We start from the raw sequence: 13,401 nt of genomic DNA on the forward strand, positions 1-13,401 counted from the left end.
ACCCCGGTGAGCCAGGGAACGACGACAGAGGAAGGTCGAGGAGCGGCCGCATGGCAGACCCGCAGGACCCCACCAACAGCGCAGCCGACGGCGCCGGCGACCCGCCGGAGAAGAAACCGCCCGCCAAGGCGGCCAAGAAGACCGCGAAAGCGCCGGCCAAGAAGGCACCTGCGAAGAAGGCGCCCGCCAAGAAGGCACCCGCCAAGAAGGCCCCCGCGAAGAAGGCGCCGGCCAAGAACACCCCCACCGGCGGCGGGCAGCGGGCCGACACCAACGGGGACCTGACCGCCGCCGCCAAAGATGCTGCCGCACAAGCGAAGTCGACCGTCGAAGCCGCGGATAACCCGGTGGCTCCCGCGGTGGTCGGTCCGGCGGCGGGTCAGTCGCCGGTGCCGCTGATCGTCGCCGTCGCCGTCAGCCTGCTGGCTATCCTGCTCATCCGCCAGCTGCGCCGCCGCTGAGCGCCGACGTGACCGTTTCCTTTCGGCCCACCGCCGACCTGGTCGACGACATCGGGCCCGACGTGCGCAGCTGCGACCTGCAATTCCGTCAGCTCGGCGGGCGCACCGAATTCGCCGGGCCGATCAGCACGGTGCGCTGCTTCCAGGACAACGCGCTGCTCAAATCGGTGCTCTCCGAGCCGGGTGGCGGCGGAGTCCTGGTGGTCGACGGCGGCGGCTCGCTGCACACCGCGCTGGTCGGCGACGTCATCGCCGAGCTGGCCCGCGCCAACGGCTGGGCCGGGCTGATCGTCAACGGTGCGGTGCGCGACAGCGCCGCCCTGCGCGGCATGGACATCGGCGTCAAGGCGCTGGGCACCAATCCGCGCAAGAGCACCAAGACCGGCGCCGGCGAGCGCGACGTCGACATCACCCTCGGCGGTGTGACGTTCACGCCCGGCGACATCGCCTACAGCGACGACGACGGGATCGTCGTCGTCGCTGCAGGAGACTAAACCGCTACCGGCGCACGCTTTTTCGCGAACTTCAGGCCCTCGTCGTCGACCCTGCCGCGCCGGATGGTCCGCATGTCGAAGAAGTAGTTCTGCTTGAGCCGCCACGGGGCCCGCGACCCAGACTTGGGCAGCAGGTGCATCGACCGGCGGAAGTAGCCCGGAGTGAAGTCCATGAACGGCAGCGCGTCGACGTCCTCGCCCGGGTGTTGCGGCTCCACGAAGTCAAACCCCTTGGCGTCCATGTAGTTCAGCAGCCGGCAGACGAATTCGGAGACCAGGTCGGCCTTCAGCGTCCACGATGCGTTGGTGTAGCCGAACGTGATGGCGAAGTTCGGCATCCCGGAGAACATCAGCCCCTTGTAGGTCATCAGCGACGTCAGGTCGACCGGGTCGCCGTTGCGGGTCGGCGTCACCCCACCGAGCAGCTGCATGTTCAATCCCGTTGCGGTGACGATGATGTCGGCCGGCAGTTCCTCGCCGGAGTTCAGCCTGATGCCGGTCGTGGTGAACCGGTCGATGGTGTCGGTGACGACGTCGGCCTTGCCGTGCCGGATGGTGCGGAAGAAGTCGCCGTCGGGGGCCAGGCACAGCCGCTCGTCCCACACGTTGTAGCGCGGCCCGAAGTGCTTTTCCACGTCGTAGCCCTCGGGCAGGCGGCGCTTGGCCATCGTCATCAGCGTCTTGCGCATGTAGGCCGGGGCCTTGCGGGACAGCTGGTACTGGAAGGTGCTGAACGCGATGGCTTTCCAGCGGTTGGCCATGTGCGCCAGCCGGTCGGGCAGCAGCCGGTTGGCCCGCTCGGCGAACGGGTCGACCCCGGGCAGCGAGCCGATGTAGGTCGGCGAGCGCTGCAGCATCGTCACATGCCCGGCGCCGGAGTTCACCAGGGCCGGGATCAGGGTGATCGCGGTGGCGCCGGAGCCGATGACCACGATGCGCTTGCCCGCATAGTCGAGGTCCTCGGGCCAGTGCTGCGGGTGGACGATGGTGCCGCCGAAATCCTCGGCCCCGGGGAAGGTGGGCGAGTAGCCCTCGTCGTAGTTGTAGTAGCCGGTGCAGGCGAACAGGAACGAGCAGGTGATCTCGCTGCGCTGGCCGTCGTGTTCCACGGTCACCGTCCAGCGGTTGTCGGCATCGGACCAGTCGGCGGCCACCACCCGGTGCCGGTAGCGGATGTGCGGCTCGATCCGGTTCTCGACCGCGGCCTCCTTGATGTAGGCCTTGATCGACGCGCCGTCGGCGATCGACTTCGCCGACCGCCACGGCTTGAACCGGAAGCCGAGCGTGAACATGTCGGAGTCGGACCGGATGCCCGGGTACTTGAACAGGTCCCAGGTGCCGCCCAGGTCGGCGCGGCGTTCCAGGATGGCGTAGCTCTTGGTGGGGCAGCGGTTCTGCAGGTGCCAGGCGGCACTCACGCCGGAGATTCCGGCGCCCACGATGAGGACGTCAAGGTGTTCAGTCATGAAAACCACGCTATCAACACCCTGTCGAAGTGGTCAACACCCTGTCGAATTTATCGACGGCGTGTAAAGTAGCGGCCGTGACTACCGCCGGCCAGACGCGCGCCCTGCGGGGCCGTCGCGCCATCCGCCCCACCGGCGACGAGCGCGAGCAGGCCATCCTCGCCACCGCCTTGCGACTGCTGGAGACTCGGCCGTTCGCCGGCATCTCGGTCGACGACCTGGCCAAGGGCGCCGGGCTGTCCCGGCCCACGTTCTACTTCTATTTCAAGTCCAAAGAGGCGGTGGTGCTCTCGCTGCTCGAGCCGGTGATCGCCCGGGCCGACGCCGAGTTCGACGGTGCCGTGCAGCGGCTGCCGACAGACCCGCGGCGGGTGTGGCGCAACGGCATCAAGGCGTTCTTCACCGCGTTCAGCTCGCATCGCGCGCTGGCCCGCGCGGCCACCGAGGCGCTGGCCACCAGCTCCGAGCTGCGCTCGGTGTGGTCGGGATTCATGCAGAAGTGGATCGACCAGACCGCGGCCATGATCACCGCCGAACGCGAGCGCGGCGCGGCGCCGGACACCATTCCCGCCGCCGACCTGGCCACGTCGTTGAACCAGATGAACGAGCGCACCATGATGGCCGCCCTGTCCGCCGAGACCCCGGCCGTCGCCGAGGACCGGGTGGTCGACACCCTCACCCACATCTGGGTCAGCAGCATCTACGGCGAATCCGGCTAGCGCCGCCTGTCGGCACCGCATGCGAACATATGTTCGTGCGGTGTGATGCGTCCATCCTGCACGCCGACCTGGACTCCTTCTACGCGTCGGTGGAACAGCGCGACGACCCGACACTGCGCGGCCGGCCGGTGATCGTCGGCGGCGGCGTGGTGCTGGCGGCCAGCTACGAGGCCAAGGCTTACGGCGTGCGGACCGCGATGGGCGGGGCGCAGGCCCGCCGGCTCTGCCCGCACGCCGTGGTGGTGCCGCCGCGGATGCACGCCTACACCCGCGCCAGCGACGCCGTTTTCCGGGTGTTCCGCGAGTGCACCCCGCTGGTGGAGGCGCTGTCGGTCGACGAGGCGTTCCTCGATGTGGGCGGGCTGCGCCGGGTGTCCGGCACGCCGGTGGCCATCGCGCAGCGGCTGCGCGCCGACGTGCGCGACCGGGTCGGGCTGCCGATCACCGTCGGGATCGCCCGGACCAAGTTCCTGGCCAAGGTGGCCAGCCAGCAGGCCAAGCCGGACGGGCTGTTGCTGGTGCCGCCCGATCAGGAGCTGGCCTTCCTGCGCCCGCTGCCGGTGCGCCGGCTGTGGGGCGTGGGGGCGGTGACGGCCGAGAAGCTGCGCGCGCACGGCATCGCCACCGTGGCCGACGTGGCCGAGCTCAGCGAGTCGACGCTGGGCTCGATGGTGGGCGCCGCAATGGGCCGGCAGCTGTACGCGCTGTCCCGCAACATCGACCGCAGGCGGGTGAGCACCGGTGTGCGGCGCCGGTCGGTCGGCGCCCAGCGGGCGCTGGGCCGGGCCGGAAACACCATGTCCGACAGCGAGATCGACGCCGTGGTGGTCAACCTGATCGACCGCATCACCGGCCGCATGCGCGCCGCCGGGCGCACCGGTCGCACCGTGGTGCTGCGGCTGCGCTTCGACGACTTCACCCGGGCGACCCGCTCGCACACCTTGCCGTGGGCCACGTCGTCCACCGCGCCGATCCTGGCCGCCGCCCGGCGGCTGGTGGCGGGCGCGGCGCCGATGATCGCGCGGCGCGGGCTGACGCTGGTCGGCTTCGCCGTGTCGGGCATCGACCGCGACGGCGCCCAGCAGTTGATGCTGCCGTTCGAGGGTCGGCCGCCAGATGCCATCGACGCCGCGATCGACCGGGTCCGGCGCCGCTACGGCAAGGCGGCGCTGACGCCGGCGGTGTTGCTGGGCCGCGACCCGGGACTCGAGATGCCGCACCTGCCGGACTGATCGGACCTAGCCGGCCGTCCACTCCAGCAGCCGTTCGGCCGGCCAGGTGTTGACGATCCGGTCGACGGGCACCCCGGCGTCCAGGGCGCGCTGGGCGCCGTAGCCGAGGAATTCCAGCTGGCCCGGCGCGTGCGCATCGGTGTCGATGCTGAACACGCAGCCCATCTCCAGCGCCAGGTTCAGCAGCCGGGTCGGCGGGTCGCGGCGTTCCGGCCGGGAGTTGATCTCCACCGCGGTGCCGTGCTCGCGGCAGGCGGTGAACACCGCCTCGGCGTCGAACTTGGACTCCGGCCGGATGCCGCGGTTGCCGGACACCAACCGGCCGGTGCAGTGGCCGAGCACGTCGGCGTGCGGATTTTGCACGGCGCGCAGCATCCGGCGGGTCATCGCGGCGGAATCCATCGACAGCTTGGAGTGCACGCTGGCCACCACGACGTCGAGCCGCTCCAGCAGTTCGGGTTCCTGGTCCAGCCCGCCGTCCTCGAGGATGTCCACCTCGATCCCGGTCAGGATGCGCATCGGCGCGACGGTGTCCTGCAGCCGGTCGATCACGTCGAGCTGCTTGCGCAGCCGCTCCGGCGACAGGCCGTTGGCGATGGTCAGCCGCGGCGAATGGTCGGTCAGCGCGCAGTATTCGTGACCGAGCGCCGCCGCGGCGGCCATCATCTCCTCGATCGGCGCCGAACCGTCCGACCAGTTCGAGTGCACATGCAGATCGCCGCGCAGCGCCGAACGGATATCGCCGCCACCGAGATCCTCTGCGGCAGAACGCAATTCGACCAGCATGTCGGGTTCGCGACCGGACCAGGCCTGCGCGATCACCTTGGCGGTCTTGGGTCCGATGCCGGGCAGCGACTGCCAGCTGTTGGCCTGCCCGTGGCGCTCCCGCGTCGCCTCGTCGAGGCCCTCGATGACATCGGCCGCGTTGCGGTAGGCCATCACCCGCCTGGGGTCGTGGCGGCTGCGGTCCTTGTAGTACGCGATCTGCCGCAGCGCAACTACCGGGTCCATGACTCCAGTGTGCCCGCGCGGTGACCGCCAGCGCGGAGAGGCCGGGCGCCGCAGATCACCGCCGAACCCCCGCGCGGATCACCACAGCTGTCCGGCGACGAACCCGGCGAACAGCACGCCGAACCCGCCGATCTCCCCGACGATCAGCGCGGCCATCGACCACCGCAGTCCGGCGGTGGGGCGCTCGAACTGGTTGACGGTGTCGCGCCGCGCGCCGTGGCCGATGTAGGCCAGGATGGCCGCCAGGAAGAAGAAGACCAGCACCCCGGCCGCGGCCAGGTTCACCCACACCGGCCAGGCGCTCAGTTGCACGAACACCGCGATCAGCAGCGTGGCGAACGAGTACAGCAGGGCCGCCCGGTGCGCGATGTCGACGTAAGGATGCGCAAGGTGGTTCTCCGAGGTCATCATCTCGCGGTACTTCCACACGCCCAGGATCAGCGCGAGCAAAAAGATCAGCCCCGCGGCCAGCAGGGTGATCTTGGTGTCGAGTCCCAGGGAGCCACAACCGAACGTCATCAGAACGTCGAGTTTAGTTGTCCTTCATAAAGACCGACTAACGTCGGCGTCATGCGATTCGCCTTCAAGACCTCCCCGCAGAACACCACCTGGGCCCAGATGCTGGCCGTCTGGCAAGCGGCCGACGACATCGACGTCTACGAATCCGGCTGGACGTTCGACCACTTCTACCCGATCTTCTCCGACAGCAGCGGCCCCTGCCTGGAGGGCTGGACGACGCTGACCGCGCTGGCGCAGGCCACCAAGCGGCTGCGGCTGGGCACTCTGGTCACCGGGATCCACTACCGCCACCCCGCGGTGCTGGCCAACATGGCCGCCGCGGTCGACATCATCTCCGGCGGCCGGCTCGAGCTCGGCATCGGCGCCGGCTGGAACGAGGAGGAGTCCGGCGCCTACGGCATCGAACTGGGCAGCATCCGGGAACGCTTCGACCGCTTCGAGGAGGCGTGCGCGGTGCTGACCAGCCTGCTCAGCCAGGAGACCACCGACTTCGACGGCAAGTTCTACCAGCTCAAGGGGGCCCGCAACGAGCCGAAGGGACCGCAGCGGCCGCACCCGCCGATCTGCATCGGCGGCAGCGGGGAGAAGCGCACCCTGCGGATCACCGCCCGCTACGCCCAGCACTGGAACTTCGTCGGCGGCCCGCCGGACGTCTTCGCCCACAAGCGCGACGTGCTGGCCTCGCATTGCGCGGACATCGGCCGTGACCCCAAGGAGATCCTGCTCTCGGCGCACCTGCGGCTGGAGCCGGACCTGGACTACGGCAAGGTCATCGACGACGCGGCCGCGCTGGCCGCCGAGGGATTGGATCTCGGCATCGTCTACCTGCCGCCGCCGCACGACCCCGCGGTGCTGGAGCCGCTCGCCGAGGCGATCCGCGACTCGGGGTTATTGCGGTCTTGAGGCACCCGCTCGCCGGGCCCGCCGCGAGCAAACACACCGGGGGTCGGACGCCACGTCGGCCCGGCGATCACACACCGAACAGCAGAAGGTCCTGCGCGGTGACCAGACGCTCGTGCTTGGCGGGGAACTCGCGGCTCTTCACCGGATGACGCAGCCATGACCAGGCGATTCGCCCCATCCGCGACCGAGGTACTGGATTGATATGCACAACGAACACTCCTGCGGTCGGTCCTTCAACCGGGAAACCGGTGTGACCCCCCTGTGAGCGGGCTCACAACGGGTTATTAGACACCAACGTCCTGGCAAACTGTGGGAGACGCGCCGAGTGAAACCGGTCGTGTTTCTGGTGTGACTGGTGTTACTACTGCAGTGGTACCGCGGTGGGTTTGACCGGCGCCGGCAGCGCGGTGGCGCCCATCAGGAACCGATCCGCCGCCGCCGCGGCCGCCCGGCCCTCAGCTATCGCCCAGACGATCAACGACTGGCCGCGACCCATGTCCCCGGCCACGAACACGCCCGGAATCGAAGTGTCGAAATCGGCGCCGCGCGCGACGTTGCCGCGCTCGGTGAACTTCACCCCGAGGTCGGTGAGCAGGCCCTCCTTCTCGGGGCCGACGAATCCCATCGCCAGCAGCACCAGGTCGGCCTCGAGTTCGAACTCCGAGCCCTCGACCTTGACGAACTTGCCGTCCTCCATGGTCACCTCGTGCGCCTTGAGCGCCGTGACGCGACCGTTCTCGCCGACGAACTCCTCGGTGTTGACCGAGAACACCCGTTCGCCGCCCTCCTCGTGCGCCGAGGACACCCGGTACATCAGCGGGTAGGTCGGCCACGGGGTGGACGGGGCGCGGGTGTCCGGCGGACGCGGCATGATCTCGAACTGGTGCACCTCGGTGGCGCCCTGCCGGTGCACGGTGCCCAGGCAGTCGGCGCCGGTGTCGCCGCCGCCGATGATGATGACCTTCTTGCCCTTGGCGGTGATCGGCGGCTGCCCGTCGGCGTCCATGTCGGCCTCGTCCAGGTCGCCCGAGGCTTGCCGGTTGCCCCACGGCAAGAACTCCATCGCCTGGTGGATGCCGTCCAGCTCCCGGCCGGGAATGGGCAGATCCCGCCAGGCGGTGGCGCCGCCGGCCAGCACGACGGCGTCGAAATCGGCGCGCAGCTGGTCCGCGGTGATGTCGACACCGACGTTGACGCCGGCGCGGAATTCGGTTCCCTCGGCGCGCATCTGGTCCAGCCGGCGGTCCAGGACCCGCTTTTCCATCTTGAATTCCGGGATGCCGTAGCGCAGCAGCCCGCCGATCTTGTCGGACCGCTCGAAGACGGTGACGCTGTGCCCGGCCCGGGTCAGCTGCTGGGCGGCGGCCAGACCCGCCGGGCCGGAGCCGACCACGGCGACCTTCTTGCCGGTCAGCTTGTCCGGCGGCAGCGGCTGCACCCAGCCCTCGTCGAAGGCGTTGTCGATGATCTCCAGCTCGATCTGCTTGATCGTCACCGGGTCCTGGTTGATGCCGAGCACGCAGGCCGGCTCGCACGGAGCCGGGCACAGCCGCCCGGTGAAGTCCGGGAAGTTGTTGGTGGCGTGCAGCCGCTCGATGGCGTCGCGCCACCGCCCGGTGCGCACCAGGTCATTCCACTCCGGGATCAGGTTGCCCAGCGGACAACCGTTGTGGCAGAACGGAATACCGCAGTCCATGCATCGAGTGGCCTGCTCGCGCAGGGTCCCGTGGTCGAATTCCTCGTAGACCTCTCGCCAGTCGCGCAACCGCAGCGGGACAGGCCGGCGCTTCGGCAGTTCCCGATGCGTGTATTTCAGGAAGCCGCTCGGATCAGCCATGCGCGGCCGCCATGATCGCCTTGTCGACATCGCCGCCGTCACGTTCGGCTTCGGCGATGGCCTGCAGCACCCGCTTGTAGTCGCGCGGCATCACCTTGACGAAGTGCCGCTGCTGTTGCGCCCAGTCGCCCAGAATCCGCTGGCCCACAGCGGAATCCGTGGCGTCGACGTGTGCCTGAATCATGCCGTGCAGCCACTCGATGTCATCGTCGTCCAAGCTCTCGAGCTCGACCATCTCCGCGTTGAGATGTTGCGGGAATTCGCCGGGCGGGTCGTAGATGTAGGCCACACCGCCGGACATTCCGGCCGCGAAGTTGCGGCCGGTGCGGCCGAGCACGACGACCTTGCCGCCCGTCATGTATTCGCAGCCGTGGTCGCCGACGCCCTCGACGACGGCGTGCGCCCCGGAGTTGCGGACCGCGAACCGCTCGCCGACGACACCGCGCAGGTACGCCTCCCCGCTGGTGGCGCCGAACAGGATCACGTTGCCGCCGATGATGTTGTCCTCGGCGACGTAGTCGGCCGGCGCGTTGTCCGACGGCCGGACCACGATCCGGCCACCGGACAGGCCCTTGCCCACGTAGTCGTTGGCGTCGCCGTAGACCCGCAGGGTGATGCCGCGCGGCACGAACGCGCCGAAGCTGTTGCCCGCCGACCCGTCGAAGGTGATGTCGATGGTGCCGTCCGGCAACCCTTGGCCGCCATAGGCTTTGGTCACCTCGTGGCCGAGCATGGTGCCCACCGTGCGGTTGACGTTGCTGATCGTGGTGGAGAACCGCACCGGCTTGCCGGAGTCCAGCGCCTCGCGGCTCATCACGATCAACTGCTGGTCGAGCGCCTTGTCCAGGCCGTGGTCCTGGCGTGAGCTGCAGTACAGGTCCTGGTTCATGAACGCCGATTCCGGCTCGTGCAGCACCGGGCCCAGGTCCAGCCGGTGCGCCTTCCAATGCGCCCGCGCCAGCGTGGTGTCCAGCGACTTCACCTGGCCGACGGCCTCGTTGAGGGTGCGGAATCCCAACTGCGCCATGTATTCCCGGACTTCTTCGGCGATGAACATGAAGAAGTTCTCCACGAACTCGGGCTTGCCGGTGAACCGTTCCCGCAGCACCGGGTTCTGGGTGGCCACGCCGACGGGACAGGTGTCCAGGTGGCAGACCCGCATCATGATGCAGCCGGACACCACCAGCGGCGCGGTGGCGAAGCCGAATTCCTCGGCGCCCAGCAGCGCCGCGATCATTACGTCGCGTCCGGTCTTGAGCTGGCCGTCGACCTGGACGACGATCCGGTCGCGTAATCCGTTCAGCAGCAACGTCTGCTGCGTCTCGGCCAGCCCCAGCTCCCAGGGCGCGCCGGCATGCTTCATCGAGGTGAGCGGGGTGGCGCCGGTGCCGCCGTCGTGACCGGAGATCAGCACCACGTCGGCGTGCGCCTTGGACACGCCCGCGGCCACTGTGCCGACGCCGTTCTCCGAGACCAGCTTGACGTGCACCCGGGCGGCCGGGTTGGCGTTCTTCAGGTCGTGGATCAGCTGGGCCAGGTCCTCGATGGAGTAGATGTCGTGGTGCGGCGGCGGCGAGATCAGGCCGACACCGGGGGTGGAGTGCCGCACCTCGGCCACCCACGGGTACACCTTGTGCCCCGGAAGTTGGCCGCCCTCACCGGGTTTCGCGCCCTGGGCCATTTTGATCTGAATGTCGGTGCAGTTCGTCAGGTAGTGCGAGGTGACACCGAACCGGCCCGAGGCGACCTGCTTGATGGCGCTGCGCCGCCAGCTGCCGTCGGGGTCGCGGTCGAAGCGCTTGACGTCCTCGCCGCCCTCGCCGCTGTTGGATCGTCCGCCCAGCCGGTTCATGGCGATGGCCAGCGTCTCGTGCGCCTCGGCGGAGATCGAGCCGTAGCTCATCGCCCCGGTCGAGAAGCGCTTGACGATCTCGCTCGCCGGCTCGACCTCTTCCAGCGGAACCGGCGGCCGCACCCCGGCGCGGAACTTGAGCAGGCCGCGCAGCGACGCCATCCGCTCGCTCTGGTCGTCGACCAGCCGGGTGTAGTCCTTGAAGATCTTGTACTGGCCGGTGCGGGTGGCGTGCTGCAGCTTGAACACCGTCTCCGGGTTGAACAGGTGGTACTCGCCCTCGCGGCGCCACTGGTATTCCCCGCCCACCTCGAGCTCGCGGTGCGCGCGTTCGTTGGGGCGGTCCAGGTAGGCCAGCGCGTGCCGGGCGGCGACGTCGGCGGCGATGTCGTCCAGGGTGATGCCGCCGATGGGGCAGCTCAGCCCGGTGAAGTACTCGTCGAGCACGTCCTCGGAAATGCCGACCGCCTGGAACAACTGCGCGCCGGTGTAGGAGGCCAGCGTCGAAATGCCCATCTTGGACATCACTTTCAGCACACCCTTGCCGGCGGCCTTGACGTAGTTGTTCAGCGCGGTGTTGCGGTCGATGCCCTCGATGACGCCGCGGTCGAGCATGTCCTCGATCGACTCGAACACCATGTAGGGGTTGATCGCCGCGGCGCCGAAGCCGACCAGGGCGGCCATGTGGTGCACCTCGCGGGCGTCACCGCTTTCCACCACCAGGCCGACGTGCGTGCGGGTGCGGTCGCGCACCAGGTGGTGGTGCACCCCGGCCACCGCCAGCAGCGACGGGATGGGCGCCATCTTCTCGTCGGATTCGCGGTCGGACAGGATGATCACCCGCGCGCCGTCGGCGATCGCCGCCGAGGCCTGCGCGCGCACGTCCTCCAGGGCCGCGGCCAGCCCGGCGCCGCCCTCGGCCACCGGGTACAGGCAGCGAATCACCTTGGAACGCATGCCATGTGGGCGCCCGTTGACCTCGTCGTCGGGGTTCAGGTTGACCAGCTTCGCCAGCTCACGGTTACGCAGGATCGGCTGGGACAACACGATCTGGTGACACGACAGCTCGGTCGGGGTGAGCAGGTCGCGCTCGCCGCCGGTGGTGCCCTGCAGGCTGGTCACCACCTCCTCGCGGATGGCGTCCAGCGGCGGGTTGGTCACCTGCGCGAAGAGTTGCTGGAAGTAGTCGTAGAGCATCCGCGGCCGCTGCGAGAGCACCGCGACCGGGGTGTCGGTGCCCATCGACCCGATCGGCTCGGCGCCGGTACGCACCATCGGCGCCACCAACAGGTTCAGTTCCTCGTAGGTGTAGCCAAAGGTCTGCTGCCGCTTGACCAGTCGGTCGTGCGGCATCCGCTTGTAGTCGCCCTGCGGCAGGTCGTCGAGCGGGACCAGGTTGCGGTCCAGCCACTCCTGGTAGGGGTGCTCGGCGGCCAGCTCCGCCTTGATCTCCTCGTCGGAGACGATCCGGCCCTGGGCGGTGTCCACCAGGAACATCCGGCCGGGCTGCAACCGCATCCGGCGCACCACCGTGGCCGGGTCCAGATCCAGCACACCGGCCTCCGACGCCATCACCACCAAGCCGTCCTCGGTGACCCAGATCCGCGAGGGGCGCAAGCCGTTTCGGTCGAGCACCGCGCCGATGACGGTTCCGTCGGTGAAGGTCATCGACGCCGGGCCGTCCCAGGGCTCCATCAACGAGGCGTGGTACTGGTAGAACGCCCGCCGGGCGGGGTCCATCGACTCGTGCCGTTCCCAGGCCTCGGGGATCATCATCAACACCGCGTGGGCCAGGCTGCGCCCACCGAGGTGGAGCAGCTCGAGCACCTCGTCGAAACGCGCGGTGTCCGAGGCGCCCGGGGTGCAGATCGGGAACAGCTTCTCGACGTCGGCCTCGGTGCCGAACACGTCGGTCTTGATCAGCGCCTCGCGCGCCCGCATCCAGTTCTCGTTGCCGGTGACGGTGTTGATCTCACCGTTGTGCGCGATGCGCCGGAACGGGTGCGCCAGCGGCCACGACGGAAAAGTGTTGGTGGAGAAGCGGGAGTGCACGATGCCCAGCGCGCTGGTCAACCGGTCGTCTTGCAGGTCGAGGTAGAACGCCTTGAGCTGCGGGGTGGTCAGCATGCCCTTGTACACGAAGGTCTGACCGGAAAGGCTTGGGAAGTAAACGGTTTCGCGTCCGGGACCGTCCTGACCCGGGCCCTTGGTGCCGAGCTCGTGCTCGGCGCGCTTGCGCACCAGGTAGGCGCGGCGCTCCAGCGTCATCCCCGAGGCGCCGGCCATGAACACCTGCCGGAAGGTGGGCATGGCGTCGCGCGACAGCGCGCCCAGCGACGAGTCGTCGGTGGGGACGTTGCGCCAGCCCAACACCGTCAGGCCCTCGGCCTCGGCGATCTTTTCCACTGCGGCACAAGCGGTCGCGGCGTCCTTGGACGACTGCGGCAAAAACGCGATGCCGGTGGCGTAGCTGCCCTCGGGCGGCAGCTCGAAGTCCACCACCTCGCGCAGGAAGGCGTCGGGAACCTGGATCAGGATGCCGGCGCCGTCACCGCTGCGCGGCTCGGCGCCCTGGGCACCCCGGTGTTCGAGGTTGAGCAACGCGGTGATCGCCTTGTCGACGATGTCGCGGCTGCGTCGGCCGTGCATGTCGACGACCATGGCTACCCCGCACGCGTCGTGCTCGAACGCGGGGTTGTACAACCCGGCGCGCTTGGGCGTCATATGCACCTGACCCTTCACCTGAACGTTCTGCGCGGCCGTTGGCAGCGGCCCCGACGAGGTCACACCGGAGGTTGCGGTAGAACCCCGTCGGCCTTGTCTCGATGGGCTGTGCGCCAGGCGGAGATGATCCTGTTGGGGACGTCCGTGCAGCTTTGAACGGTGGCCTGGAACCGGTCTCGACAA

Annotated in this window: 10 protein-coding genes; 5 read left to right on the forward strand and 5 right to left on the reverse strand. The window is 69.0% G+C overall.

Annotation, left to right across the window (positions count from 1 at the left end):
• The first annotated feature begins 50 nt into the window (after nt 1-50).
• Together H7I87_RS17925 and rraA are read left to right on the forward strand one after the other, a co-directional pair.
• Nucleotides 51-461: an Rv3852 family protein gene (locus H7I87_RS17925; protein WP_003872288.1), complete on the forward strand. Its 411-nt coding sequence runs from the start codon at nt 51-53 to the stop codon at nt 459-461.
• An 8-nt stretch (nt 462-469) separates the two neighbouring features.
• The gene (gene rraA, locus H7I87_RS17930; RefSeq protein WP_011723386.1) at nt 470-955 is read left to right on the forward strand and encodes a ribonuclease E activity regulator RraA; all 486 of its coding nucleotides are present in this window, start codon (nt 470-472) and stop codon (nt 953-955) included.
• Here rraA and H7I87_RS17935 read toward each other — a convergent pair.
• Complete coding sequence (locus tag H7I87_RS17935; RefSeq protein WP_009974409.1) at nt 952-2,421, reverse strand: flavin-containing monooxygenase; 1,470 nt, start codon at nt 2,419-2,421, stop codon at nt 952-954. The genes rraA and H7I87_RS17935 overlap by 4 nt on opposite strands.
• A gap of 77 nt (nt 2,422-2,498) precedes the next feature.
• On the opposite strand from H7I87_RS17935, the gene H7I87_RS17940 reads away from it, so the two are divergent.
• Both H7I87_RS17940 and dinB read left to right on the forward strand, forming a co-directional pair.
• The gene (locus tag H7I87_RS17940) at nt 2,499-3,140 is read left to right on the forward strand and encodes a TetR/AcrR family transcriptional regulator (RefSeq protein WP_011723384.1); all 642 of its coding nucleotides are present in this window, start codon (nt 2,499-2,501) and stop codon (nt 3,138-3,140) included.
• A 29-nt stretch (nt 3,141-3,169) separates the two neighbouring features.
• On the forward strand, nt 3,170-4,372 hold the full coding sequence (dinB, locus tag H7I87_RS17945; RefSeq protein WP_011723383.1) for a DNA polymerase IV: 1,203 nt from the start codon (nt 3,170-3,172) through the stop codon (nt 4,370-4,372).
• Between the two features lie 6 nt (nt 4,373-4,378).
• On the opposite strand, the gene H7I87_RS17950 is transcribed toward dinB, so the two are convergent.
• Complete coding sequence (locus tag H7I87_RS17950; RefSeq protein ID WP_011723382.1) at nt 4,379-5,383, reverse strand: PHP domain-containing protein; 1,005 nt, start codon at nt 5,381-5,383, stop codon at nt 4,379-4,381.
• A 78-nt stretch (nt 5,384-5,461) separates the two neighbouring features.
• Nucleotides 5,462-5,902: a hypothetical protein gene (locus H7I87_RS17955; protein WP_011723381.1), complete on the reverse strand. Its 441-nt coding sequence runs from the start codon at nt 5,900-5,902 to the stop codon at nt 5,462-5,464.
• A 51-nt stretch (nt 5,903-5,953) separates the two neighbouring features.
• Between H7I87_RS17955 and H7I87_RS17960 the strand changes: the two genes are divergently transcribed.
• Nucleotides 5,954-6,805, forward strand: a complete 852-nt coding sequence (locus tag H7I87_RS17960; protein ID WP_011723380.1) for an LLM class F420-dependent oxidoreductase — start codon at nt 5,954-5,956, stop codon at nt 6,803-6,805.
• A gap of 361 nt (nt 6,806-7,166) precedes the next feature.
• On the opposite strand, the gene H7I87_RS17965 is transcribed toward H7I87_RS17960, so the two are convergent.
• Nucleotides 7,167-8,642: a glutamate synthase subunit beta gene (locus tag H7I87_RS17965; RefSeq protein ID WP_003872116.1), complete on the reverse strand. Its 1,476-nt coding sequence runs from the start codon at nt 8,640-8,642 to the stop codon at nt 7,167-7,169.
• Nucleotides 8,635-13,218, reverse strand: a complete 4,584-nt coding sequence (gene gltB / locus H7I87_RS17970; protein WP_009974399.1) for a glutamate synthase large subunit — start codon at nt 13,216-13,218, stop codon at nt 8,635-8,637. The genes H7I87_RS17965 and gltB overlap by 8 nt, the downstream gene beginning before the upstream one ends.
• Nucleotides 13,219-13,401: the final 183 nt, after the last annotated feature.

Origin of the sequence: Mycobacterium timonense, from assembly GCF_025821985.1 — a bacterium.
GTDB classification, from domain to species: Bacteria; Actinomycetota; Actinomycetes; order Mycobacteriales; family Mycobacteriaceae; genus Mycobacterium; species Mycobacterium avium.

Bases quoted from the DNA above. Each gene is read 5' to 3' on its own strand.
- gltB (WP_009974399.1), bottom strand. From the start codon at position 13,218: ATGACGCCCAAGCGCGCCGGGTTGTACAACCCCGCGTTCGAGCACGAC.
- H7I87_RS17965 (WP_003872116.1), bottom strand. From the start codon at position 8,642: ATGGCTGATCCGAGCGGCTTCCTGAAATACACGCATCGGGAACTGCCG.
- H7I87_RS17935 (WP_009974409.1), bottom strand. From the start codon at position 2,421: ATGACTGAACACCTTGACGTCCTCATCGTGGGCGCCGGAATCTCCGGC.
- H7I87_RS17960 (WP_011723380.1), top strand. From the start codon at position 5,954: ATGCGATTCGCCTTCAAGACCTCCCCGCAGAACACCACCTGGGCCCAG.
- dinB (WP_011723383.1), top strand. From the start codon at position 3,170: ATGTTCGTGCGGTGTGATGCGTCCATCCTGCACGCCGACCTGGACTCC.
- H7I87_RS17925 (WP_003872288.1), top strand. From the start codon at position 51: ATGGCAGACCCGCAGGACCCCACCAACAGCGCAGCCGACGGCGCCGGC.
- H7I87_RS17950 (WP_011723382.1), bottom strand. From the start codon at position 5,383: ATGGACCCGGTAGTTGCGCTGCGGCAGATCGCGTACTACAAGGACCGC.
- H7I87_RS17955 (WP_011723381.1), bottom strand. From the start codon at position 5,902: ATGACGTTCGGTTGTGGCTCCCTGGGACTCGACACCAAGATCACCCTG.